The organism is Alistipes sp. An54 (assembly GCF_002159375.1).
GTDB classification, from domain to species: Bacteria; Bacteroidota; Bacteroidia; order Bacteroidales; family Rikenellaceae; genus Alistipes; species Alistipes megaguti.
The window spans coordinates 44,252-65,040 of record NZ_NFIA01000011.1 but is presented as its reverse complement, the minus strand read 5'-3'; the positions used below and the strand labels follow the sequence as shown (position 1 = coordinate 65,040).

Genomic DNA, 20,789 nt, shown 5'->3' with positions numbered 1-20,789 from the left:
CCATGAAAGCAACGATCATTACCATCGGCGATGAGATTCTCATCGGCCAGATCGTGGATACCAATTCGGTCTCCATTGCCAAACACCTCAACTCGGCGGGCATCGTCGTGCGCGAGAAGATCTCGATCGGCGACGACCGCGAACAGATCCAGCAGTGCGTCGGCCGCGCCCTGGAGCAGTTCGAAGTGACGGTCATCACCGGCGGCCTCGGCCCCACGAAGGACGACATCACCAAAAAGACCCTGGCCGAGATGTTCCACAGCGGCATGCACTACGACCAGACGGTGGCCGACCATGTCGAGCGGATGCTCACGGCCCGCGGCATCGACTTCAACGAACTCAACCGTTCGCAGGCGCTGGTCCCCGACTGCTGCACGGTGCTCTTCAACGCCCACGGCACGGCTCCCGGCATGTGGTTCGAACGCGACGGCCACGTGGTGGTCTCGCTGCCCGGCGTGCCGTTCGAAATGGAACACCTGATGCAAGACGAGGTGATGCCCCGTCTGAAGGCCCGCTTCTCGCTGCGGCAGATCGTCCACCGTACGATGATCACCGCCGGACTGGCCGAATCGATGCTGGCCAAACGCATCGAAAGCTGGGAGAATGCCCTGCCGCCCTACCTCAAACTGGCCTATCTGCCCAATCCGGGCGCCGTACGGCTGCGCCTGTCGGCCTACGAGGTCGAGGGTGAGAGCGTCGCCCGCGAGATCGACCGCCAGTTCGAGAAGCTGCGCCAGCTGATCCCCCACAACGTCATCGGCTTCGAAACGGCCTCGATGCAGGAGCTTGTCCACGGCATCCTCACCGAACGTCACCTGACCCTTGCCACGGCCGAAAGCTGCACGGGCGGCACCATTGCCTCGCGCTTCACGGCCCTGCCGGGCGCCTCGGCCTACTTCCACTGCGGCGTGGTCTCCTACAGCAACGAGGCCAAGGTCGACGTGTTGGGCGTCCGCGCCGAGGACATCGCCCGCTACGGCGCGGTGAGTGAACAGGTGGCCCGCCAGATGGCCGAAGGAGCCCGCCGCGTAGGTCACGCCGACTACGCCGTGGCCACGACCGGTATCGCCGGCCCGACGGGCGGTTCGGCCGAGAAACCCGTCGGCACGGTCTGGATCGCCGTGGCTACCCCCACCGGCACACGGGCCGTCGTCAAGCAGTGCGGCACCGACCGCGGTCAGATCATCGACCGCGCCAGTGCTTTCGCCATCTCGCTGCTGCGCGACGCCCTCGACGGCGCGACGACCGAGCAGTAACCGCATAAACAACCGGACGGCACAGCGGCAACCCGGAGGAGAGAGGGGAAGAACCCGGCAGAACGGGAGAGAACCAGGCAGAGAGGGGCGGAGAGGAAAAGAGGACCCGGCGGGCGAAAGAAAAGCAGCCGCAGAAAAACACCGGCTAAAAAACGGCATCGCGGAAAATTACGGCCGGAAACAGGCGGCCGAACCGAAAAAAAGTCAACGCGCTTTGCGTTTTGACGAAAAGGTTGTATATTTGCAAGCCCAAAAAGGGCTTTAACAAAATTTTAGAACCATGAAAGTTTGCGAAATCACTGGCAAGGTGGCCGTTGTGGGCAACAACGTATCCCACTCCCACCACAAGACCAAACGCAAATTCAGTCCCAATCTGAAAACCAAGCGTTTCTGGTCCGAGCAGGAAGGCCGCTGGATCACCCTGAAGGTATCGGCCGCCGGCATGAAAACCATCAACAAGAAGGGGCTTGCAGTAGCCATGCGTGAGGCTGCCGCTCCCAAAAGCGTCTACTAAAATCAACTGTAACCCATGGCAAAGAAAGGCAACAGAGTGCAGGTAATTCTCGAGTGCACCGAGCAGAAAGAGAGCGGCGTTGCGGGAATGTCCCGTTACATCACCACCAAAAACAAGAAAAACACGCCCGAACGTCTCGAACGCAAAAAGTACAACCCGTTCCTCAAGCGTGTAACCTTACACCGTGAAATCAAATAGTTAGAAGAGCTCTATGGCAAAGAAAGTAGTCGCAACGCTGAAGACCGGTACAGGCAAGCAGTTCACCAAGTGCATCAAGATGGTCAAGTCCGACAAGACCGGAGCCTACATGTTCAAGGAGGGTATCATTGCCAACGACCAGGTAAAGGATTTCTTCGAGGAGAAGAAATAAGTATTTTAAGAGTCGACACTCTTAAATACAAAGGGCATCTCGCAAGGAGGTGCCCTTTGTGTATATGTGGGAGGGGAGAAGAGAGAAGCGCAGGCAAGGGGCGTGTCCCGCCGACAGTTCCGGCAACGGCTCCACCCCAACGCCATCCCACCGTCTCCCCCAGCGGTACGTCAGCGCCCCCGGAACGTGCTCACCACACCCTGCCGAGGATTTGGCGGTTCCGTTTGGCAGTCTCGACAAAAAGAGCTATCTTTAACACAATTATCCGAAGCAGTGAACAACATGGACATCAAGACTATCGCTTTTCTGAACTGGCGATACCCGGGAGGGGGAGGAGAAACGGTAACCCATCACCTGGGACACTTCTTCTTGAAATACGGTTATCGGATTCTGGTCTACGGCGACCAGCTCAACGCGGATCTTATCACCGAGGCGGATCGGCAAGCCTTCACGATCCATGCCGTACCTCATCTGCCCAACGCCATAACTGTCGACAAGCAGGCCTTCTGCGAATCACTGAAGAAGGAAAATGTCGACTGTCTGATCGTCCAGGGCATCACCAACGCACCGTTCGAGGAGATCCGCCGCCAGGTAGGCTGCAAAATAATCTTCTGCCTGCACAGCATCCCAATGTGGGAAGTCTATGCCATTCGCAACAAACGGGTTCAGGATCTGCTGCGCAAGGATTTCGGATACCGAATGGAGTTTCTGCTGATCCGCCGTCCACTCAACCGGCTCACCAACAAACCCAAACGGCGGACACTGAGAACCTATGCCAACATCCTGCCCTACGTCGACCGAATGGTCATGCTCTGCCCCGAATATCGGCAAGAGATGGAACAACTGCTGCGAAATTATCTCGGCCCGAAGCATGATATCCCGGCATCACGTTTCCTGTCGATCCCGAATCCGCTGCTTCCCCCCGAAGAGCCGGTACATACTCACAAGGAGAAGATCGTCCTCTATGTCGGGCGTCTGTGCTACGAAGACAAGCGAGTAGACCGTCTGCTCCGTATCTGGCACCAAATCGAACAGGCGGTTCCCGACTGGAAATTGCTGATCCTCGGACAGGGGGCCGAAAAGGAGCAGCTGGAAAAGATGGCCCGACGGTTGAAACTCCGTCACGTCGAATTTCCGGGTTACCAAACAAATGTAGCCCCCTACTACCGTCGGGCATCGTTCGTCTGCCTGACCTCCAACTTCGAGGGACTTCCCATGTCGCTGCTCGAAGGGCAGCAATACGGTGCCATCCCCGTTTCCTTCGACTCCTTCGCCGCCATCCACAGCATCACCTGCCACGGCCAGGCCGGCATCGAGATCCCAGCCTTCAGTGAACGGGCCTATGCCCAACGGCTAAAGGAGGCGATGCTCGACGAGGAGGCCCAGACCCGGATGCGCGAACAGTGTTATCTGCAGGCGACCAACTACGATCTGGAACGAATCGGAGAAGAGTGGCTCAGACTTTTCAAGGAGCTGAACTGACATACCATGAAGAGAATCGCCTTCATCATCATCCGTTACGGCAAAGAGGTGAACGGTGGGGCCGAAGCCCATTGCCGCATGCTGGCCGAACGGCTGACCCCCTATTACGACGTCGAGGTGCTGACCACCACCATGCGGGTCTTCGACGACCGGTCGCAGGATTTTCCCGAGGGCATCACGATCGAAAACAAGGTTACGATCCGGCGGTTCAGCCCCCGGCCAATCAACGGTGAAGCTCACCGGCAACTCTATAAACGGGCAAAAAGGACACGGAGAATCCGGTTGTGGCTTCGGCGTGCGGGTCTTCTGTCGCTCATCTCCTCGCTCCACCCGGACTGGACGTCGGGGATCGAGGACGAGCGCCGTACCTTCGAATCACAGCCCGGCCACTCGCCGCAAATGATGGACTACATCCGGGACCACGGCAACAACTATCAGGCCCTGCTCTTCATGAACTACTATTTCAGCCAGACGGTTCTGGGTGCCACGATCGCTCCCGAAAAGAGCATTCTCATCCCGCTGGCCCACCCCAACCATTCGCTCTACTACGGCATCAGCGTCGGGATGTTCACCCGTGTAGCCCACATTGCCTTCAACACCCCGGCCGAGGAGCGGTTGTGCCGCCGGATCTTCGGTCGGGCCATGGCTCCCGGCAGCATCGTGGGGTGTGGTATCGAGCAGGTCGAACCGGCCGACTGGGAGAGGGTCCGACAGCGTTACGCCCTGCCCGAGCGGTACATCCTCTACCTGGGACGCGTCACGCGGCAGAAGATCGGCCGCATCATCCCCGAGTTTCTGAAATACAAACGGAAATACGGCGGCGATGTCAAGCTGGTGCTGGTCGGGGGCATCGATCCGGAGATCGAACGCCCCGATTCCGGGGAGGTGATTCTGACGGGATTTGTCGATGATGCGGAGAAGAGCGCCATCATCCGCCACGCCGCCCTGTTGATCAACCCTTCGGCCCAGGAGAGCCTTTCGCTGCTGATGCTCGAGGCGATGCAGAACCGCATTCCCGTGCTGGTGAACGGACAAAGCGAGGTGATGAAGGATCACTGCCGGTTGAGCGGTGCAGCGCTGTGGTACAACAACTGGCGTGACTTCCGGCGGAAGCTGCACCGCCTGCTTGAAGACGGGGTACTGCGGCGGCAGATTGCCGAGCGCGGACCGGCCTACGTCGAGAAATACTACTCCTGGGAGGTGATCATTCCCCGGCTGCGAGCCCTGATCGAGAGTCTCTGAGAGGGACCTGAGGCGGGGACAGGTTGACGGCAGGGCCTTGTAGGACAACGGCAGAAAGGCACCAAATGGCGGCTGGAAGGTGACCGAGAGGCAGCAAGGGGGGGGGCAACCCGACCGCATCACGACCGACCCGGCAAAACCGGCTCTGCAAAATCCGGCAAGAACCCGCAAAAAAAGGACGGAACGCATGACAGCGCTCCGTCCTTTTCTGGTCTTGCCGTGCATGTCGAGAGGTCGCCCCCGATTCCCGGCCGAGGTCTCTTCTGCGCAGCCGTGTATCCGTCCCGGATCCGCCTCAGAAACGGTGCACAGCCCGCACGAGGAACTTGTTGTATTTCGGAATCTCCACCACGTACGGAGGTTCGATGCTCATGTGCGAGGTGTAGGCGTTCTTCTCATCCATCTCGGTCGACGAGAAGTAGTAGACCATCCGGTCCATGCGTTTTCCGCCGGCATCCTTCAGGGCTTCGTTGAACTTGTTGCGGGCCTGACGGTCGTTGTGCAGACGCGAACCGCCGTTGTAGTTGTGGCCGATCGTCAGCAGTTCGTCAATCGAGGGGAGATACCACCCCTCGCCCTTGTCGCGGCACCACTTGAAGGCCGGGAAATCCTCCCACGAAAGGTTGTTCTCCTCGATGTAGCGGGCCACCCGGACCATGTTCTCCGCACCGTCGGTCCGGTCGTCGGCGCCGACCAGTCGCAGATCCGGTTTGCGGAATTCGCTCCAGTGGAGGTAGATCTCGTCGAGCGAAAGAACCAGGCCGTGGCGCTTGTCATCCGAAAGCAGGCACACAACCCCCTTCACGCCGTTGTGATCATACAACTCCCCGATCTCGTACTCCTTGAGCACATACTGCCCGCCGCCCGTCTGCGTCATGAGCGGTGCGGGGACGGCCTGCGGCTCCCCGGCAGGATTTACGGCCTCGGGGACCGCCGGTACGGCAGGAACCGCCGCTCGCGTATAATACTCCATCTCGCCGTTGGCGTAGCGGATGTAGTGGATCTCGGCCGTGGGCAGGAGGTAGGTCGGACCCTCGGGATTGGAAAAGCGTTTGTAGCGGACACTCTCGGGCGAAATCTCGATCACCCGGGCCTCGATCTTCGTCGAGTCGATCTTCACGATCAGGTCCTGAGCAGAGGCTGCGAAAGCCCCGAAAAAGGCTGCCAGAAGCAGCAGTGCGATTCTTTTCATCTTCTCTGGTACGGGTTGTGCAGCAAAGATAACGCTTTTCCAAACATTCTTCGTATCTTTGTCGCAATTATGAACGCGTAAAAATTCCACACATGGCATTTTTCGATATTTTCCGCAAGAAACAGCAGGAGGCGCCCGCCTCCGAAGAGCAGCTCCGGAAGCAGCAGCAGGAGTTGGACGCCGGGCTGGAGAAGACCAAGAGCGGTCTCTTCTCGAAGCTGGCACGCGCCGTGGCCGGACGCTCGACGGTCGATGCCGACGTGCTCGACGACCTGGAGGAGGTGCTCATCACCTCGGACGTCGGCGTGGAGACCACCGTGAAGATCATCCGCCGCATCGAGGAGCGCGTTGCCCGCGACAAGTACATGAATACCTCCGAACTGCAGCGCATCCTGCGCGAGGAGATCACCGCGCTGCTTGAGGAGGCCCACGGCTCGGACACGCACTTCGGGCTCGACGCCCGCGAGGGCGAACCCTACGTGGTAATGGTTGTCGGGGTGAACGGCGCCGGCAAGACCACGACCATCGGCAAACTGGCCGCACAGCTCGTCAAGGCCGGCCGCAAGGTCTGGATCGGGGCGGCCGACACGTTCCGTGCCGCGGCCATCGACCAGCTGCAGGTCTGGGCCGACCGCGCCGGTGCCACGATGATCCACCAGCAGATGGGCTCCGACCCCGCGTCGGTGGCCTACGACACGCTCACCTCGGCCAAGGCCAACGGCGCCGACGTGGTGCTGATCGACACGGCCGGGCGTCTGCACAACAAGATCAACCTGATGAACGAGCTGACGAAGATCCGCAACGTCATGGGCAAGGTGATCCCCGGCGCCCCGCACGAGGTGATGCTCGTGTTGGACGGCTCGACCGGACAGAACGCCTTCGAACAGGCGCGGCAGTTCACCCAGGCCACGCAGGTCACCTCGCTGGCCATCACCAAGCTCGACGGCACGGCCAAGGGCGGCGTGGTGATCGGCATCAGCGACCAGTTCCACATCCCGGTGCGCTACATCGGCATCGGCGAGGGGATCGACCAGCTGCGCATCTTCGACCGTCGGGAGTTTGTCAACGCATTGTTCGGCCATGAAAAAGATTAACGTCATCACGCTCGGCTGCTCGAAGAACACCGTCGACAGCGAGCACCTCATGGCACGGTTGGCCGCCGCGGGCTACGAGGTTCTTTTCGACAGCGACCGCACGGATGCCAAGGTGGTCGTGATCAACACGTGCGGCTTCATCGGCGACGCCAAGCAGGAGTCCATCGAGATGATCCTCCGCGCCGCCGAGGCCAAGAAGGCCGGACGCATCGAGCACCTCTTCGTCATCGGATGCCTCTCGGAGCGCTACGCCGACGAACTGCGCCGCGAGATTCCCGAAGTGGACGAATACTTCGGGGCCCGCACGTGGGACGGCATCGTCCGCGCACTGGGGGCCTCGGAGGATCCCGAGCTGGTGACCGAACGCCACCTCACCACGCCGAAACATTACGCCTACCTGAAGATCTCCGAGGGGTGCAACTGGAAATGCGGCTACTGCGCCATTCCGCTCATCCGCGGACCACACGTTTCCGTACCGATCGAGGAGCTGGAGGAGGAGGCCCGCAAACTGGCTGCCGCAGGCGTGCGCGAACTGATCGTCATCGCGCAGGACACCACCTATTATGGACTGGACCTCTACGGCAAACGCCGCCTGGGCGAGTTGCTGCGCCGTCTGTGCCGCATCGACGGCATCGAGTGGATCCGCCTCCACTACGCCTATCCGGCGGCCTTCCCCGAGGATGTGATCGAGGTGATGGCCTCGGAGCCCAAGATCTGCAAATACCTCGACATCCCGTTCCAGCACATCTCCGACGCACAGCTCTCGGCCATGCTGCGCCGCCACACGAAGGCCGAGGCGCTGGAGCTGATCCACAAACTGCGTGCGGCGATCCCCGATCTGGCGCTGCGCACGACACTGCTTGTGGGCTATCCGGGCGAAACGGAGGCCGACTTCGAGGAGCTGCTCGACTTCGTGCGCGAGGTGCGCTTCGAGCGGCTCGGCGTCTTCGCCTACTCCGAGGAGGAGGGGACCTGGTCGGCCGAGAAGCTCCGCAACGACGTCCCCGAGGAGGTCAAGCAGCAGCGCGTCGAGCGCATCATGGCGCTGCAGAACGAAATCTCGCTCGAGAACAACCGCCGCCGCGTGGGACGCGAGGAGCGGGTGCTGATCGACTCGCGCCAGGGCGACTGGTATGTGGGCCGCACGCAGTACGATTCGCCCGAGGTCGACCAGGAGATCCTCATCCCGGCCGGAGAGAAACGGCTGCTCAAGGGCCACTTCTACCGCGTGCGGATCGACGCGGCCGAGGACTACGATCTCTACGCTTCGCCCATCGGCAAATAAAATAATTTGTGTTTTATCCTTTTTTTGCTTACCTTTGAAAAAGCAAAACGGACTCATACCGACACCGATGGCCGATAAAAGCGTGATAACGAACATCGAAGCCCGTGTCAGGCAGTTGATCGACGACCACAAAAGGCTCTCCGAACGCTGCAGCGAGCTGACCGCCCAACGCGATGCCCTGCGCATCGAGAAGCGTTCGCTCGAGGAGCGGATCCGGATTCTGGATGCCGAGGTAGCCAGGATGCAGCTTGCCGAAGGTCTTGCCGGCGGAGGTCCGAATCGCGAAAAGGCGAGGGCACGTGTCAACAGACTGATGCGGGAGGTTGACAAGTGCATCGCACTGCTGGGCCAATCCGCCGCACTCCCCGATGCCCCATCGGCCAAAAACGGGAAGTAGAGCGTAACCCGAGACGAAACGAATATAAAAAAACAGAAAATGGCAAAACAGGCGATAACCCTCAAGATAGCCGGCAAAAGCTACCCTTTCAACATCGAAAGCGGAAAAGAGGAGGCCTATCGTCTGGCCGAAAGAGAGGTAAACTCCTATGTCGCGCTGATCAAGCAGCAGAACATCAAGGGTTGGGGTGAGCAGGATTACCTAGCCATGGCCGCCCTGAAGTTCGCCATCGCAAACGTCAGCATCCGACAGAGCCGCGAACTCGACAACGAGGATCTCAAACACCTCGAGAAGATCAGTTCCGACATCGACACCTACCTCAACACCCTCTGACCGGAGGGGCCTCCAGGGGGGGGGCTAACGGAGCAAGGGGCAACAAAAGAGCAACGGGGCAACGGAGAAGGAGGGAGAAGACGGAGAAGACGGAGAAGGAGGGAAGGTCGTAAGGACGCTCTGAAGGAATGGTCGTAAGGGCACTCTGAGGGGGGGGGAAAAAAAAAGGCCGAACAGGAGGAAAAAGAAAGACGAAGAGAAGAGACAGACGAGACGAAAAATTACCGGAGGAATCCGGCCGAAAGGGCTGATCCGAAACGGAGGGCCCGAAAGCCGGAAACCCGAACCGATAGCAAAAAGAGGGGCCGCAGGCGGCATACGAACCGCACCCAACCTCGACAACGTTCTTTTTACATATCAGAATCTACCCGCATAGATTCCTTAAAGCTTTGCGAAACTGAACACTTTATTATATTGGGGCAACTCCCGATGCTTCAAAATCAGGCCTTACTACCCGCATTGGGGAGTGCGTTACGGCGCACCGTTGGAAGATTGCGATACTCGGAGCCCCCACACATGACCTATCTTGCAGATTCGTCAAACGAGACTAAGGAAGCTATGCGGTTTTTTTTTGAATTTACTAACTAACACCTATTTATAAATTAAAAACACATAAAGACCAATGTATACCACCATTTTGGTAGCCTGCATCTCGGCAGTGGTCGCCATTGCGATTTACGCGGTGATTACGAACTTCGTCGTCAAGAACACGATCCGCAAACGCCGCGATGCCGCACTCAAGGAGGCCGAAGCCGAAGCCGAGATGATCAAGAAGGAGCGAATCCTTCAGGCCAAGGAGAAATTCATCCAACTCAAGAGCGAATACGACCGTCAGGTAAACGAGCGCAACCAGAAACTCAACCAGAGCGAACAGCGCGCCAAGCAGCTCGAGCAGAACCTCCAGAACAAGGAACGCGACCTGGAGAACAAGCTCCGCGACAACGATCGTCTCAAGGAGCAGATGCAGAACCAGTTGCAGATCCTCGAGCACAAGAAGGAGGAGATCGACCAGGTGCGCCGCGAACAGAACGTCCGCCTCGAACAGATCTCCGGCATGAGCACCGAGGAGGCCAAGAACATCCTCATGGAGAACATGAAGGCCGAGGCCAAGACCGAAGCCGCCGCCTATATCAACGAGACGATCGAAGAGGCCAAGATGACCGCCACGAAGGAGGCCAAACGCATCATCGTCGCCTCGATCCAGCGCGTGGCCACCGAAACCGCCATCGAGAATGCCGTCACGGTATTCAACATCGAGAGCGACGAGGTCAAGGGCCGCATCATCGGCCGTGAGGGCCGCAACATCCGGGCCCTGGAGGCCGCCACCGGCATCGAGATCATCGTCGACGACACCCCCGAGGCCATCATCCTCTCGGGATTCGACCCCGTGCGCCGCGAAATCGCCCGTCTGGCACTCCACCAGCTCGTCACCGACGGCCGCATCCACCCGGCCCGCATCGAGGAGGTCGTAGCCAAGGTCAAGAAACAGATCGAGGAGGAGATCGTCGAGGTCGGCAAACGCACGGCCATCGACCTGGGTATCCACGGTCTGCACCCCGAGATGATCCGTCTGATCGGCAAGATGAAATACCGTTCGTCCTACGGCCAGAACCTGCTGCAGCACGCCCGTGAGACGGCCAACCTGGCCGGTATCATGGCTTCCGAACTGGGTCTGAACCCCAAGATCGCCCGCCGTGCCGGTCTGCTGCACGATATCGGCAAGGTGCCCGACGACGAGCCCGAACTGCCGCACGCAATCATCGGCATGAAGCTCGCCGAGAAATACAAGGAGCGCCCCGAGGTCTGCAACGCCATCGGCGCCCACCACGACGAGGTGGAGATGACCTCGCTCATCGCCCCGATCATCCAGGCCTGCGATGCCATCTCGGGAGCCCGTCCGGGAGCCCGCCGCGAGGTAGTCGAGAGTTACATCAAGCGTCTGAAGGAGATGGAGGATATCGCACTGTCGTACCCCGGCGTCGTGAAGACCTACGCCATCCAGGCCGGACGCGAACTGCGTGTAATCGTCGGAGCCGACAAACTCTCCGACCAGGAATCGGAGGGACTCTCGCACGATATCGCCAAGAAGATCCAGGACGAGATGACCTACCCGGGCCAGGTGAAGATCACCGTCATCCGCGAAACCCGCGCCGTCGCCTACGCCAAGTAGCCCGGAGGGGCCGAACAAGGGGGGGGGCACAGGCGATACGGAGCCGGGACGATGCAGGGACCGGGAGATGCTGAAACCGGGCGATGCAAGAGCCGGGACGATGCTGAAACCGGGCGATGCAAGAGCCGAACAATGGAACCGGACAGAAACGAACGAATCCCCCGAAACTCGCAAATAGGAAAACCCTCGAAAAACTCGAAACACCACACACAAAAAATCCTTCGGTCGGTTCCGAAGGATTTTTCGTACACCAACCGGCAAAAGAGACAGAAGCCATGAAGCCGGAAATCCGCCGCGAACTCCGCGACTATATCGAGCAACAGATCATCCCCCGCTACCGGACGTTCGACCGGGCGCATAACCTCGACCACGTACGCGCGGTGATCGACCGCAGCCTGACGCTGGCTGCCGACTGCGAGGTCAACGCCGAAATGGTCTACACGATCGCCGCCTACCACGATACGGGACTCGTCAACGGCCGCGAGCACCACCACCTCGACGCGGGGCGCATTCTCGAAGCCGACCCGGAACTGCGCCGCTGGTTCCCGGAAGAAGAGATCCGCACGATGCGCGAAGCCGTTGAGGACCACCGCGCCTCATCGGATCACGCCCCGCGTTCGATCTACGGACGCATCGTTGCCGAGGCCGACCGACAAATCGACCCCGAGACGGTCCTCCGCCGCACGATCCAGTACAGCCTGGCCCACTACCCGGAGCTCGACCGCGAGGGGCACTTTGCACGCTGTGCCGGACATCTGCGGGAAAAATATGCCGAAGGGGGCTACCTGCGGCTGTGGATCGTCCCCTCGGAGAATGCCCGACGTCTTGACGAACTGCGACGGATCATCAACGACGCGCAGCAGCTGCGCGACCGTTTCGACCACCTGTTCGACATCGAGATCCGAACATCCGGATTATAACCGAACCGCCGCATTTCGGACCGGCAGTCCCCGGCAGACTCCGACAAAAGACCTCCCGGATGAATCCGCTTCAAACAGAAAGCCCACGGACGCGGGCAGGGAGAGCGACTCCGACAGGAGAGGGCCCGCACAGACCCCGTCCAAAGACCCGACCACGCAACGGCTGCCCCGGAAACGGGCCTCTCGCCCGGGGAAAATGCGGTCCGAAGGACAAAAAGGAGGAATTTCTTACGGATTTTACCTAAAAAAGCGTATCTTTATGAAGTTTTGCTGCGCCGACGGCCGGCATGACACCAAGCCGAGCTTCACACTAATCTGAACCAATAAAACAAACGATGAAAAAATTCCTTTTGTCGGCCTTTGCGCTCACTCTGGCAGGGTCCGGCTTCGCGGCAGCAGATCAGCCCGCGATCGTTCCCGTACCCCAACAGGTCACCAGCAACGGCTCGAAAGCCATCACCCTGACGGCCGACAGCCGTATCAGCATTCCACGCTCAGACAAGGCGCTGCGCGGTGCCGCGGAGCTCTTCTCCCGACAGATTGCCCGGGAAGCGAATCTTGCGCTGAAGGTCGTCGAGAAGCCTGAGGGCGATATCCGTCTGGCCATCGATCCGAAGCTCGGCGAAGAGGCCTATCAGCTCAACATTACGAAGCAGGGTGTCGATATCCGGGGCGGAGCGCCGGCCGGAGTCTTCTACGGACTGCAGACGCTGCGGCAGTTGCTGACCCAGTATGGCGCGACGCTCCCCGAGGTGACGGTCGAGGATGCCCCCTCGTTCGGATACCGCGGGGCGATGCTCGACTGCTGCCGCCACTTCTTTTCGGTCGACGATGTCAAGACCTTCATCGACATGCTGGCCCTGCACAAGATCAACCGTTTCCACTGGCACCTGACCGACGATCAGGGCTGGCGCATCGAAATTCACCGCTATCCCGAACTGACGCGCGTCGGTTCGCAGCGCGCCGAGACGGTCCTCGGACACAACTCGCCGGCCTGTGACGGCATCCCCTACGGCGGCTACTACACCCAGAAACAGATCCGCGAGGTGGTGGCCTATGCCGCCGAACGGTTCGTCACCGTGGTTCCCGAGATCGAGATGCCGGGCCACGCTTCGGCCGCTCTGACAGCCTATCCCTGGCTGGGCTGCGCCGGCGAAGGATACGAGGTGCAGCCCCACTGGGGTGTCTTCCCCGAGGTCTTCTGCGCCGGCAAGGACTCAACCTTCGAGTTCATGCAGAACGTGCTGGCCGAGGTGATCGAACTCTTCCCCTCGGAATACATCCACGTGGGCGGCGACGAGTGCCCGAAGGATAACTGGAAGATCTGCCCCAACTGCCAGAAGCGCATTCGCGACGAAAAGCTCAAGGACGAACACGGACTGCAGAGCTATTTCGTCCTGCGCATGGAGAAGTGGCTCAACGAGCACGGACGCCACCTGATCGGCTGGGACGAGATCCTCGAGGGAGGCATCTCGAAGAGTGCCACCATCATGTCGTGGCGCGGCGCCAAGGGAGGCATCGCCGCAGCCCGTTCGGGCAACAAGGTGATCATGACGCCCAACACCCACTGCTATCTGGACTACTATCAGACCGAGCAACCCCTGGGCAACGAACCGTGGGGAATCGGCGGATACGTTTCGGTCGAGAAGGCCTACTCGCTCGATCCCTACGATCAGCTGACCGAGGCCGAGCGCCCCTACATCCTCGGCGTACAGGGCAACATCTGGACCGAGTACATGGCCTCGCTGGCCCACGTCCAGCACATGGTGCTGCCGCGCATCGCCGCACTGGCCGAGGTGGGATGGGCATACGACCGCCGCGACATCAACGACTTCCGCCGCCGCATGGAGAATCTACGCAAGATCTACGAGCGGTGCGGATACCGCTACGCCCCCTACTTCTTCGAGAAACCCGTGGCCGGGGAATAGCGCCGAGACACAGAACTACCGGCTGAAGCACCGGTAACAACGGCTGAAGCACCGAAACAACAGAGGGGGGGGCCGCAGGCGATACCGGCACGACGGGCCCCCTCCCCCGACAAAAAAGCGGAGATTCCCGAAAGGATCTCCGCTTTTTCCTGCCGCAGACGGCGCCTACTCAACGTCGTGCGGGAAATACTTCATGTACTGTACGCGCTGGAAGAATTCGCCCTGCGACGAGCCGTAGTCCATCCGTCCGCGGAAGGACTCCAGCGTATCGAAACCGTGGCGCGCAGCCCACTCGTCGACGAAGCGGCCGATCTGCCCGATCACCTCATAGCCGTGCTTGTGGATGGCCGTGCAGATCTGAACGGCCTTCGCGCCGCACAGCAGCGCCTTGACGGCCGCCGCACCGTCGTGCACACCCGTCGAAACGGCCACGTCCAGCTGCGGCAGGACGTGCGAACAGAGGGCCGTGCTCCGCAGCACGTTGCGCAGTTCGCTCGGCTCGCTGAAGGGATCGGCCGGCTGGAGAGTCATCTTCTCGATGTCGATATCGGGTTCGAAGAAGCGGTTGTAGAGCACCACGCCCTTGGCACCGCGGGCCAACAGCGTGTCACACGTCGAGAGGACGTTCGTCAACCGCATCGGGAGCTTGACCGATACGGGGATCTTCACCGCCGAGGCCACCTTGCGCACGATGTCGGCATAGTGCTGCTCGATCTGCGCGGCCGAAGCGTGACGGTCCGTTGGCAGCACGAAGATATTCAGTTCGAGGGCCGAGGCTCCGGCAGCCTCCATCGACGTGGCGTAGTCGATCCACGCCTCGCCCGTGCCGATGCAGTTGATGCTTCCGATGACGGGCACCCCCAGGGCGGCGGCATCCTTGACCAGCTGCAACAGTTCGGCCTTGTAGGCGTCACCCAGATAGCGTTCGAGATACTCGCCGGCATCCCCGTAGCCCTCCATCTTGTCCAGCGAGGCGGCCTGACGGTAGATCTGCTCCTCGAAGATCGACTTCAATACGACGGCGCCCGCCCCGTGGCGTACGCACTCCTCGATATGGGTCTTGTTCGACGTGTAGGGCGAACTGCTCACAACGACCGGACTCGAAAGTTCGAGTCCCAGGTATTCGGTTTTCATCTTTCTATGCGTTTTTTGGTAATCCGTTATACAAAAGGAATCTTCACCACCTCGGCGCGCACGGGCTTCTCGCGGATGATGACATCAACCTGCGTGCCGACCTTGGCAAAGGGAGTCTCGACGTAGCCCAGCGCCACGCCCACCTTCAGACACGGCGACATGGTGCCCGAGGTGACGTGGCCGATCGCACGCCCTTCGGCATCGGCCAGCGCGTAGCCGTGGCGCGGAATGCCTCGCCCGACCATCTTCAGTCCGACGAGCCTGCGTGCAACGCCCTCTGCCTTCTGGCGCTCCAACAGCGGACGGTCGATGAAATTCTTCCCCTCGGCGAACTTCGTGATCCAGCCCAGCCCCGCCTCGATAGGTGAGGTTGTGTCGTCGATGTCGTTGCCGTAGAGGCAGAAGCCCTTCTCCAGGCGCAGTGTGTCGCGCGCTCCCAGACCGATATTCTTCAGTCCGTACTCGGCACCGGCCTCCCAGAGGGCCTTCCACAGCCGGGCGCCATCCTCGTTGGCCACGTAGATCTCGCAGCCTCCGGCACCCGTGTAGCCCGTGATCGAGAGGATCGCCCGGCAGCCGGCCACCTCCATCTTGCGGAACGTATAGTACTCCATCTCCTCGACCGGCTCCGTGCACATCTTCTGCACGATCTTCATGGCCAGGGGTCCCTGTACGGCCAGCTGGCAGATCTCGTCCGAAGCGTTGTAGAGCTCCTTGCCGGCTCCGGCCTCCATGCCGAACTCCTCGCCGCCCACGCGGCAGATGTGCGCCCAGTCTTTCTCGATATTGGCGGCGTTGACGCACAGCATGTAGGTCTGGGCGTCGATGCGGTAGACCAGAATGTCGTCGACGATGCCTCCGCGGCCGTTCGGCATGCACGAATACTGCACCTTGCCGTCGTAGAGCTTCGACACGTCGTTGGTTGTGATGCGCTGCAGCAGCGCCTCGGCCCTGGGTCCCTTGACCCAGATCTCGCCCATGTGGCTCACGTCGAAGACGCCCGCACCCTGACGCACGGTCATGTGCTCGTCGGTGATGCCCGTGAACTCGATGGGCATGTTATAACCCGCAAATTCGGCCATCCTGGCCCCTGCGGCGATGTGATAATCGGTAAATACGGTGGTTTTCATATCAGGTGTTTGGTGGTTACTCGCGACGTTTCACGCCCAGACGCGGGCAGCGGTGGAACTCCTTCGTACGGTCGAACAGATAGCGGTAGGTCGTGTGGACCTTGTGGCGCGTGGCGCAGACGTAGGTCTCGATCATGCGGTTCATCACCGGGTTGAAGTCGCCGATCCACGCCAGCTCCATCGTTTTGTAGGGGTTCTTCGTCAGCTCGAGGAACTCGTAGTACTTGACCATGATGGCCGACTCGACCCCCTTGCCGTGGAATTCGGGCGTAATGCCGAAGATCACCCCGAAGATGCGGTCGCACGACTTGCGCACCTTCAGGTCCCACATCAGGCGCAGCTTCTGCCACAGTCCGAACTTGCCGTTGAACTTGCCGATCAGGCGGTTCAGGTCGGGCACCGTGATGAAGAAGCCGATCGGCTCGTCGTTGAAGTAGGCGAAGAAGATGATGTTCGGGTCGATGATCGGCTTCATCTCGTGGACCATGGCCAGCGCCTCCTCCTGCGTCATGGGCTTCACCCCCGAGAAGAGGGCCCAGGCCTTGTTGTAGATCACGCGGAAATTCTCGGCCGCCTCCTCGAGATTCTTCATGTCGATGTGCTCGACGCGGTAGCCCGGCACGGTATAGAGCCGCTTGGCGCGGGCGAAGATCTGCTTGTTGGCCTCCGAGTTGTTCACGCGCCAGATGAAACTGTGCTGGTTGAAGTAGTTGCGGAAGCCGTAGTTTTCGAACAGATCCTTGTAGTAGGGCGGGTTGTAGGGGTTCTTGTAGAGGGGCTGGAACTCGTAGCCCTCGACCAGCAGGCCCCACCAGTCACGGCGCTGTCCGAAGTTCACCGGGCCGTCCATGGCCTCCATGCCGCGGCTGGCGAGCCACATCCGTGCGGCGTCGAACAGCAGGTTGGCCACCTCCTGGTCTTCGATCGATTCGAAGAAGCCGCAGCCGCCCGTGGGCTGCTCCTCGAGAGCAGCCTTTTCGCGGTTGTAGAAGACCGCGATACGGCCCACGACCTCGCCCCGTGCGTTGCGCGCCACCCAGCGGATGGCCTCGCCGTCGGCAAACAGGTCGTTGCGCCGGGGGTCGAAGACCTCCAGCACGTCGACGTCCAGCGGGCAGACCCAGTTGCGGTTTCCCTTGTAGATGCGTTTCGGGAGGTCGAGCCACTCGCGCTCGACAGTCGGCGTCGTAACCTCCTGCAACGTATATTTCTCCTTATTCATCGGCTTGAGCGTTAAATTCGATGTTTACAACGTTCAAAGGTAACAATTTTTTCCTTATTTTTGTTCATCTGTCAAATTTCCGGATCCGAATGAACAAAAGCCTCGAACAATACATGCCCGACGGGAGCAAACTCCCCTACCGGTTCATGAAATACCGCATCCACAAGATCCTGCTCGTCTGCTGCAGCTACGACGGCTACATCCTCGAGGAGGACGGCCACATCGAATCGCAGATCAACCAGGAGTACATCGACCTCAACATGTCGAACCCGCCGTCGCTCACGCGCGTCAGCTCGACGGCCGAGGCGCTCGAGGCCCTGGCCGAGGACGACTCCTACGACTTCATCCTGACGATGTACAACGTCGGCGAACCCGACGTCTTCGCCTTCGCCCACATCGTCAAGGAGCGCCATCCGCAGATCCCCGTAGCGCTGCTCACCTCCTTCTCGAAGGACATCTACCGCCGCATCGAGGAGCAGGACCACTCGGGCCTCGACTACATCTTCTCGTGGCACGGCAACACGGATCTGATCATCGGTATCATCAAACTCATCGAGGACAAGATGAACGCCGACGAGGATATCCTTGAGGGGGGCGTGCAGGCCATCCTGCTGGTCGAGGACTCGATCCGCTTCTACTCGACCTACCTGCCCGAACTCTACAAGCTGATCCTGCTGCAGAACACCGAATTCCTGAAGGACGCCTTCAACGAACAGCAGCAGGTGCTCCGCAAACGGGCCCGTCCGAAGATCCTCCTGGCACGCAGCTACGACGAGGCCGTCGAACTCTACGACCGCTACCACAAGAACCTACTCGGCGTAATCTCCGACGTGGGGTTCGTCCTCCACCGCAACGACCCCTCCGAGAGCGAGAAGCTCGACGCCGGAATCGACCTCTGCCGCCGCATCAAGCAGGACAATCCGCTGATGCCCGTGCTGCTGCAGTCGTCGCAGACCTCCTTCCGCGAACAGGCCCGGGCGCTCGGCGCCGGCTTCATCGCCAAGAACTCCAAGACGCTGCTCTCCGAGCTGAGCGACTACATCGCCAAGGAGTTCGCCTTCGGCGACTTCGTCTTCGAGGACCCCGAGACCGGCGCCGAAATCGGCCGCGCCAAGGACCTCACGCAGATGCAGCAGATGATCGCCACGATCCCCGACAAGGCCTTCGAGTACCACACCTCGCAGAACCACCTCTCCAAGTGGCTCTATTCGCGCGGACTGTTCCCGCTGGCCGCCTCGATCCGCCAGTACAACAAGAGCCACTTCTCGTCGGTCGAGGAGCACCGCCGCGTACTGGTCAACCTGATCCGCGACTACCGCACGCTGCTCGGTCAGGGTGTCGTGGCACGCTTCGACCCGGAGACCTACTCCGATGCCGTGGCCTTCGCCCGCATCGGCGAGGGTTCGCTCGGCGGCAAGGCCCGCGGCCTGGCCTTCATGAACTCGATGCTCACCAAGCACCGCCAGTACGACAAACACGAGAACGTCCGCATCATGATCCCCCGCTCGGTGGTCATCGCCACGGAGTATTTCGACGAGTTTATCCACCGCAACGGCCTGCAATACATCATCTCGCAGGACTTCTCCGACGAGGAGATCCTCTCGGAATTCGTCACCTCGACCGTGCCGCAGCGCCTGCAGGAGGAGCTGAAGGCCTACATCCGCACGGTCCGCACGCCGCTGGCCATACGCTCCTCGTCCAAACTCGAGGATTCGCACTACCAGCCCTTCGCCGGCATCTACTCCACCTACATGATCCCCTACACGCCCAACGAGGATCAGATGCTGCGGCTCGTCCTGCGCGCCGTCAAGAGCGTCTACGCCTCGGTCTACTTCGCCGCCTCGAGGGCCTACATCGCCTCGTCGCAGAACCTCATCTCGGAGGAGAAGATGGCCGTCATCATCCAGGAGGTCTGCGGCACGGAGCAGAACGGGCTGTGGTTCCCGACCTGCTCGGGCGTCGCCCGCTCGATCAACTACTACCCGATCGGCGACGAACAGCCCTCGGACGGCGTCTGCAACCTGGCCATGGGTCTGGGCAAACTGGTCGTCGACGGCGGCCGCACGCTGCGCTTCTCGCCCCGCTACCCGCAGAAGGTGCTCCAGACCTCGACCCCCGAACTGGCGCTGAGCGACACGCAGACCGAGGTGCTGGCCCTGAGCCTGCGCCCCGAGGAGTTCCGCACCTCGATCGACGATGCGGTCAACCTGCGCCGCCTGACGCTGCGCGAAATCGGCGACTACCGCAACTCGCGCTACGTCTGCTCGGTCTGGGACCGCGAGAACGAACGCATCTCGGACAGTCCGTTCGACCGCGGGCGCAAGGTCATCACGTTCAACAACATCCTCAAGTACAACACCTTCCCGCTGGCCGAGATCATCTCGGACATCCTCCGCATGGGGGCCGAGGAGATGCGCTGCCCGGTAGAGGTGGAGTTCGCCGTCAATATGGACGTCGCCCCCGGCCAGCAGCAGATCTTCAACCTGCTGCAGATCCGCCCGATCATCGACAACCAGGACAACCGCGCCATCGACTGGTCGAAGGAGGACCCCGCCCGGGCACTGATCTACGGCGAACAGGCCCTCGGCATCGGCATGATGGCCGACCTCGCGGACATCATCTACGTCAAGAGCGACGCCTTCGATTCGCTCTCGACCGAAAAGATCGCCGACGAACTGCTCCAGCTGAACAACCGCATGCGTGACGAAGGACGCTCCTACATCCTCGTCGGACCGGGCCGCTGGGGATCGTCGGATCCCTATCTGGGCGTTCCCGTCAAGTGGAACCACATCTCCGAGGCGAAGGTCATCGTCGAGTGCGGCATCGAGAAGTTCGAGGTCGAGCCCTCGCAGGGGACCCACTTCTTCCAGAACGTCACCTCGCTGGGGGTGGGCTATCTGACGATCAGCCCCTTCCGCGGCGACGGCATCTTCCGCGAAGAGGAACTCAACGCCCGCAAGGCCCTCTACGAGGGGGTCTATCTGCGTCAGGTGCGCTTCGAACACCCGCTCTGGGTCTGCATCGACGGGCGTTCGAGCAAGGGCATGATCCGGGAAGCACAGAAAGACTAAAATTTTCCGAAATTTTCCCGAAAAAAGTTACAATCCATAAGAAATATTG

At 60.5% G+C, this 20,789-nt stretch carries 18 protein-coding genes; 14 read left to right on the top strand and 4 right to left on the bottom strand.

Annotation, left to right across the window (positions count from 1 at the left end):
- Positions 1 to 2 precede the first annotated feature (2 nt).
- From B5G09_RS10685 to B5G09_RS10660, 6 genes are all read left to right on the top strand, one after another.
- The gene (locus B5G09_RS10685; protein ID WP_087405140.1) at positions 3 to 1,256 is read left to right on the top strand and encodes a competence/damage-inducible protein A; all 1,254 of its coding nucleotides are present in this window, start codon (positions 3 to 5) and stop codon (positions 1,254 to 1,256) included.
- Between the two features lie 280 nt (positions 1,257 to 1,536).
- Positions 1,537 to 1,770, top strand: coding sequence for a 50S ribosomal protein L28 (gene rpmB / locus B5G09_RS10680; protein ID WP_087309909.1), 234 nt, complete (start codon positions 1,537 to 1,539; stop codon positions 1,768 to 1,770).
- Between the two features lie 15 nt (positions 1,771 to 1,785).
- The gene (rpmG, locus tag B5G09_RS10675; RefSeq protein ID WP_087309907.1) at positions 1,786 to 1,968 is read left to right on the top strand and encodes a 50S ribosomal protein L33; all 183 of its coding nucleotides are present in this window, start codon (positions 1,786 to 1,788) and stop codon (positions 1,966 to 1,968) included.
- 13 nt (positions 1,969 to 1,981) lie between these two features.
- Positions 1,982 to 2,140, top strand: coding sequence for a DUF4295 domain-containing protein (locus B5G09_RS10670; protein ID WP_087309905.1), 159 nt, complete (start codon positions 1,982 to 1,984; stop codon positions 2,138 to 2,140).
- A 282-nt stretch (positions 2,141 to 2,422) separates the two neighbouring features.
- Positions 2,423 to 3,622 carry a glycosyltransferase gene (locus B5G09_RS10665; protein WP_087405163.1) on the top strand — a complete coding sequence of 400 codons (1,200 nt, stop codon included), beginning with the start codon at positions 2,423 to 2,425 and terminating at the stop codon, positions 3,620 to 3,622.
- Positions 3,623 to 3,628: 6 nt separating this feature from the next.
- Positions 3,629 to 4,864: a glycosyltransferase family 4 protein gene (locus B5G09_RS10660; RefSeq protein WP_087405139.1), complete on the top strand. Its 1,236-nt coding sequence runs from the start codon at positions 3,629 to 3,631 to the stop codon at positions 4,862 to 4,864.
- Positions 4,865 to 5,159: 295 nt separating this feature from the next.
- Here B5G09_RS10660 and B5G09_RS10655 read toward each other — a convergent pair whose 3' ends face one another.
- Positions 5,160 to 6,056 (bottom strand): hypothetical protein, encoded by an 897-nt coding sequence (locus tag B5G09_RS10655; RefSeq protein ID WP_087405138.1) that lies wholly within the window; start codon positions 6,054 to 6,056, stop codon positions 5,160 to 5,162.
- Between the two features lie 92 nt (positions 6,057 to 6,148).
- Between B5G09_RS10655 and ftsY the strand changes: the two genes are divergently transcribed.
- From ftsY to B5G09_RS10620, 7 genes are all read left to right on the top strand, one after another.
- On the top strand, positions 6,149 to 7,150 hold the full coding sequence (gene ftsY / locus B5G09_RS10650) for a signal recognition particle-docking protein FtsY (protein WP_087309899.1): 1,002 nt from the start codon (positions 6,149 to 6,151) through the stop codon (positions 7,148 to 7,150).
- Complete coding sequence (gene rimO / locus B5G09_RS10645) at positions 7,137 to 8,435, top strand: 30S ribosomal protein S12 methylthiotransferase RimO (protein WP_087405137.1); 1,299 nt, start codon at positions 7,137 to 7,139, stop codon at positions 8,433 to 8,435. Before ftsY ends, rimO begins: the two co-directional genes overlap by 14 nt.
- A gap of 67 nt (positions 8,436 to 8,502) precedes the next feature.
- Complete coding sequence (locus B5G09_RS10640) at positions 8,503 to 8,832, top strand: hypothetical protein (RefSeq protein ID WP_087405136.1); 330 nt, start codon at positions 8,503 to 8,505, stop codon at positions 8,830 to 8,832.
- Positions 8,833 to 8,871: 39 nt separating this feature from the next.
- A complete protein-coding gene (locus B5G09_RS10635) occupies positions 8,872 to 9,165 on the top strand; it encodes a cell division protein ZapA (protein WP_087309893.1) in 294 nt (97 codons plus the stop codon).
- 622 nt (positions 9,166 to 9,787) lie between these two features.
- Complete coding sequence (gene rny, locus B5G09_RS10630; RefSeq protein ID WP_087309891.1) at positions 9,788 to 11,335, top strand: ribonuclease Y; 1,548 nt, start codon at positions 9,788 to 9,790, stop codon at positions 11,333 to 11,335.
- Positions 11,336 to 11,610: 275 nt separating this feature from the next.
- Complete coding sequence (locus B5G09_RS10625; protein ID WP_087405135.1) at positions 11,611 to 12,255, top strand: HD domain-containing protein; 645 nt, start codon at positions 11,611 to 11,613, stop codon at positions 12,253 to 12,255.
- 335 nt (positions 12,256 to 12,590) lie between these two features.
- The gene (locus B5G09_RS10620) at positions 12,591 to 14,183 is read left to right on the top strand and encodes a beta-N-acetylhexosaminidase (protein ID WP_087405134.1); all 1,593 of its coding nucleotides are present in this window, start codon (positions 12,591 to 12,593) and stop codon (positions 14,181 to 14,183) included.
- Between the two features lie 165 nt (positions 14,184 to 14,348).
- On the opposite strand, the gene B5G09_RS10615 is transcribed toward B5G09_RS10620, so the two are convergent.
- The 3 genes from B5G09_RS10615 to B5G09_RS10605 are packed head-to-tail and all read right to left on the bottom strand — an operon-like array spanning position 14,349 to position 17,669.
- Positions 14,349 to 15,317, bottom strand: a complete 969-nt coding sequence (locus B5G09_RS10615) for a dihydroorotate dehydrogenase-like protein (RefSeq protein ID WP_087405133.1) — start codon at positions 15,315 to 15,317, stop codon at positions 14,349 to 14,351.
- A gap of 26 nt (positions 15,318 to 15,343) precedes the next feature.
- Positions 15,344 to 16,447 (bottom strand): glycine cleavage system aminomethyltransferase GcvT, encoded by a 1,104-nt coding sequence (gene gcvT / locus B5G09_RS10610; RefSeq protein ID WP_087309883.1) that lies wholly within the window; start codon positions 16,445 to 16,447, stop codon positions 15,344 to 15,346.
- A gap of 16 nt (positions 16,448 to 16,463) precedes the next feature.
- A complete protein-coding gene (locus B5G09_RS10605; RefSeq protein WP_087405132.1) occupies positions 16,464 to 17,669 on the bottom strand; it encodes a hypothetical protein in 1,206 nt (401 codons plus the stop codon).
- Between the two features lie 89 nt (positions 17,670 to 17,758).
- Here B5G09_RS10605 and B5G09_RS10600 point away from each other — a divergent pair, with 89 nt between their 5' ends.
- Positions 17,759 to 20,740: a PEP/pyruvate-binding domain-containing protein gene (locus B5G09_RS10600; protein WP_087405131.1), complete on the top strand. Its 2,982-nt coding sequence runs from the start codon at positions 17,759 to 17,761 to the stop codon at positions 20,738 to 20,740.
- The last annotated feature ends 49 nt before the right edge of the window (positions 20,741 to 20,789 follow it).

Bases quoted from the DNA above. Each gene is read 5' to 3' on its own strand.
- B5G09_RS10685 (WP_087405140.1), top strand. From the start codon at position 3: ATGAAAGCAACGATCATTACCATCGGCGATGAGATTCTCATCGGCCAG.
- rpmB (WP_087309909.1), top strand. From the start codon at position 1,537: ATGAAAGTTTGCGAAATCACTGGCAAGGTGGCCGTTGTGGGCAACAAC.
- rpmG (WP_087309907.1), top strand. From the start codon at position 1,786: ATGGCAAAGAAAGGCAACAGAGTGCAGGTAATTCTCGAGTGCACCGAG.
- B5G09_RS10670 (WP_087309905.1), top strand. From the start codon at position 1,982: ATGGCAAAGAAAGTAGTCGCAACGCTGAAGACCGGTACAGGCAAGCAG.
- B5G09_RS10665 (WP_087405163.1), top strand. From the start codon at position 2,423: ATGGACATCAAGACTATCGCTTTTCTGAACTGGCGATACCCGGGAGGG.
- B5G09_RS10660 (WP_087405139.1), top strand. From the start codon at position 3,629: ATGAAGAGAATCGCCTTCATCATCATCCGTTACGGCAAAGAGGTGAAC.
- B5G09_RS10655 (WP_087405138.1), bottom strand. From the start codon at position 6,056: ATGAAAAGAATCGCACTGCTGCTTCTGGCAGCCTTTTTCGGGGCTTTC.
- ftsY (WP_087309899.1), top strand. From the start codon at position 6,149: ATGGCATTTTTCGATATTTTCCGCAAGAAACAGCAGGAGGCGCCCGCC.
- rimO (WP_087405137.1), top strand. From the start codon at position 7,137: ATGAAAAAGATTAACGTCATCACGCTCGGCTGCTCGAAGAACACCGTC.
- B5G09_RS10640 (WP_087405136.1), top strand. From the start codon at position 8,503: ATGGCCGATAAAAGCGTGATAACGAACATCGAAGCCCGTGTCAGGCAG.
- B5G09_RS10635 (WP_087309893.1), top strand. From the start codon at position 8,872: ATGGCAAAACAGGCGATAACCCTCAAGATAGCCGGCAAAAGCTACCCT.
- rny (WP_087309891.1), top strand. From the start codon at position 9,788: ATGTATACCACCATTTTGGTAGCCTGCATCTCGGCAGTGGTCGCCATT.
- B5G09_RS10625 (WP_087405135.1), top strand. From the start codon at position 11,611: ATGAAGCCGGAAATCCGCCGCGAACTCCGCGACTATATCGAGCAACAG.
- B5G09_RS10620 (WP_087405134.1), top strand. From the start codon at position 12,591: ATGAAAAAATTCCTTTTGTCGGCCTTTGCGCTCACTCTGGCAGGGTCC.
- B5G09_RS10615 (WP_087405133.1), bottom strand. From the start codon at position 15,317: ATGAAAACCGAATACCTGGGACTCGAACTTTCGAGTCCGGTCGTTGTG.
- gcvT (WP_087309883.1), bottom strand. From the start codon at position 16,447: ATGAAAACCACCGTATTTACCGATTATCACATCGCCGCAGGGGCCAGG.
- B5G09_RS10605 (WP_087405132.1), bottom strand. From the start codon at position 17,669: ATGAATAAGGAGAAATATACGTTGCAGGAGGTTACGACGCCGACTGTC.
- B5G09_RS10600 (WP_087405131.1), top strand. From the start codon at position 17,759: ATGAACAAAAGCCTCGAACAATACATGCCCGACGGGAGCAAACTCCCC.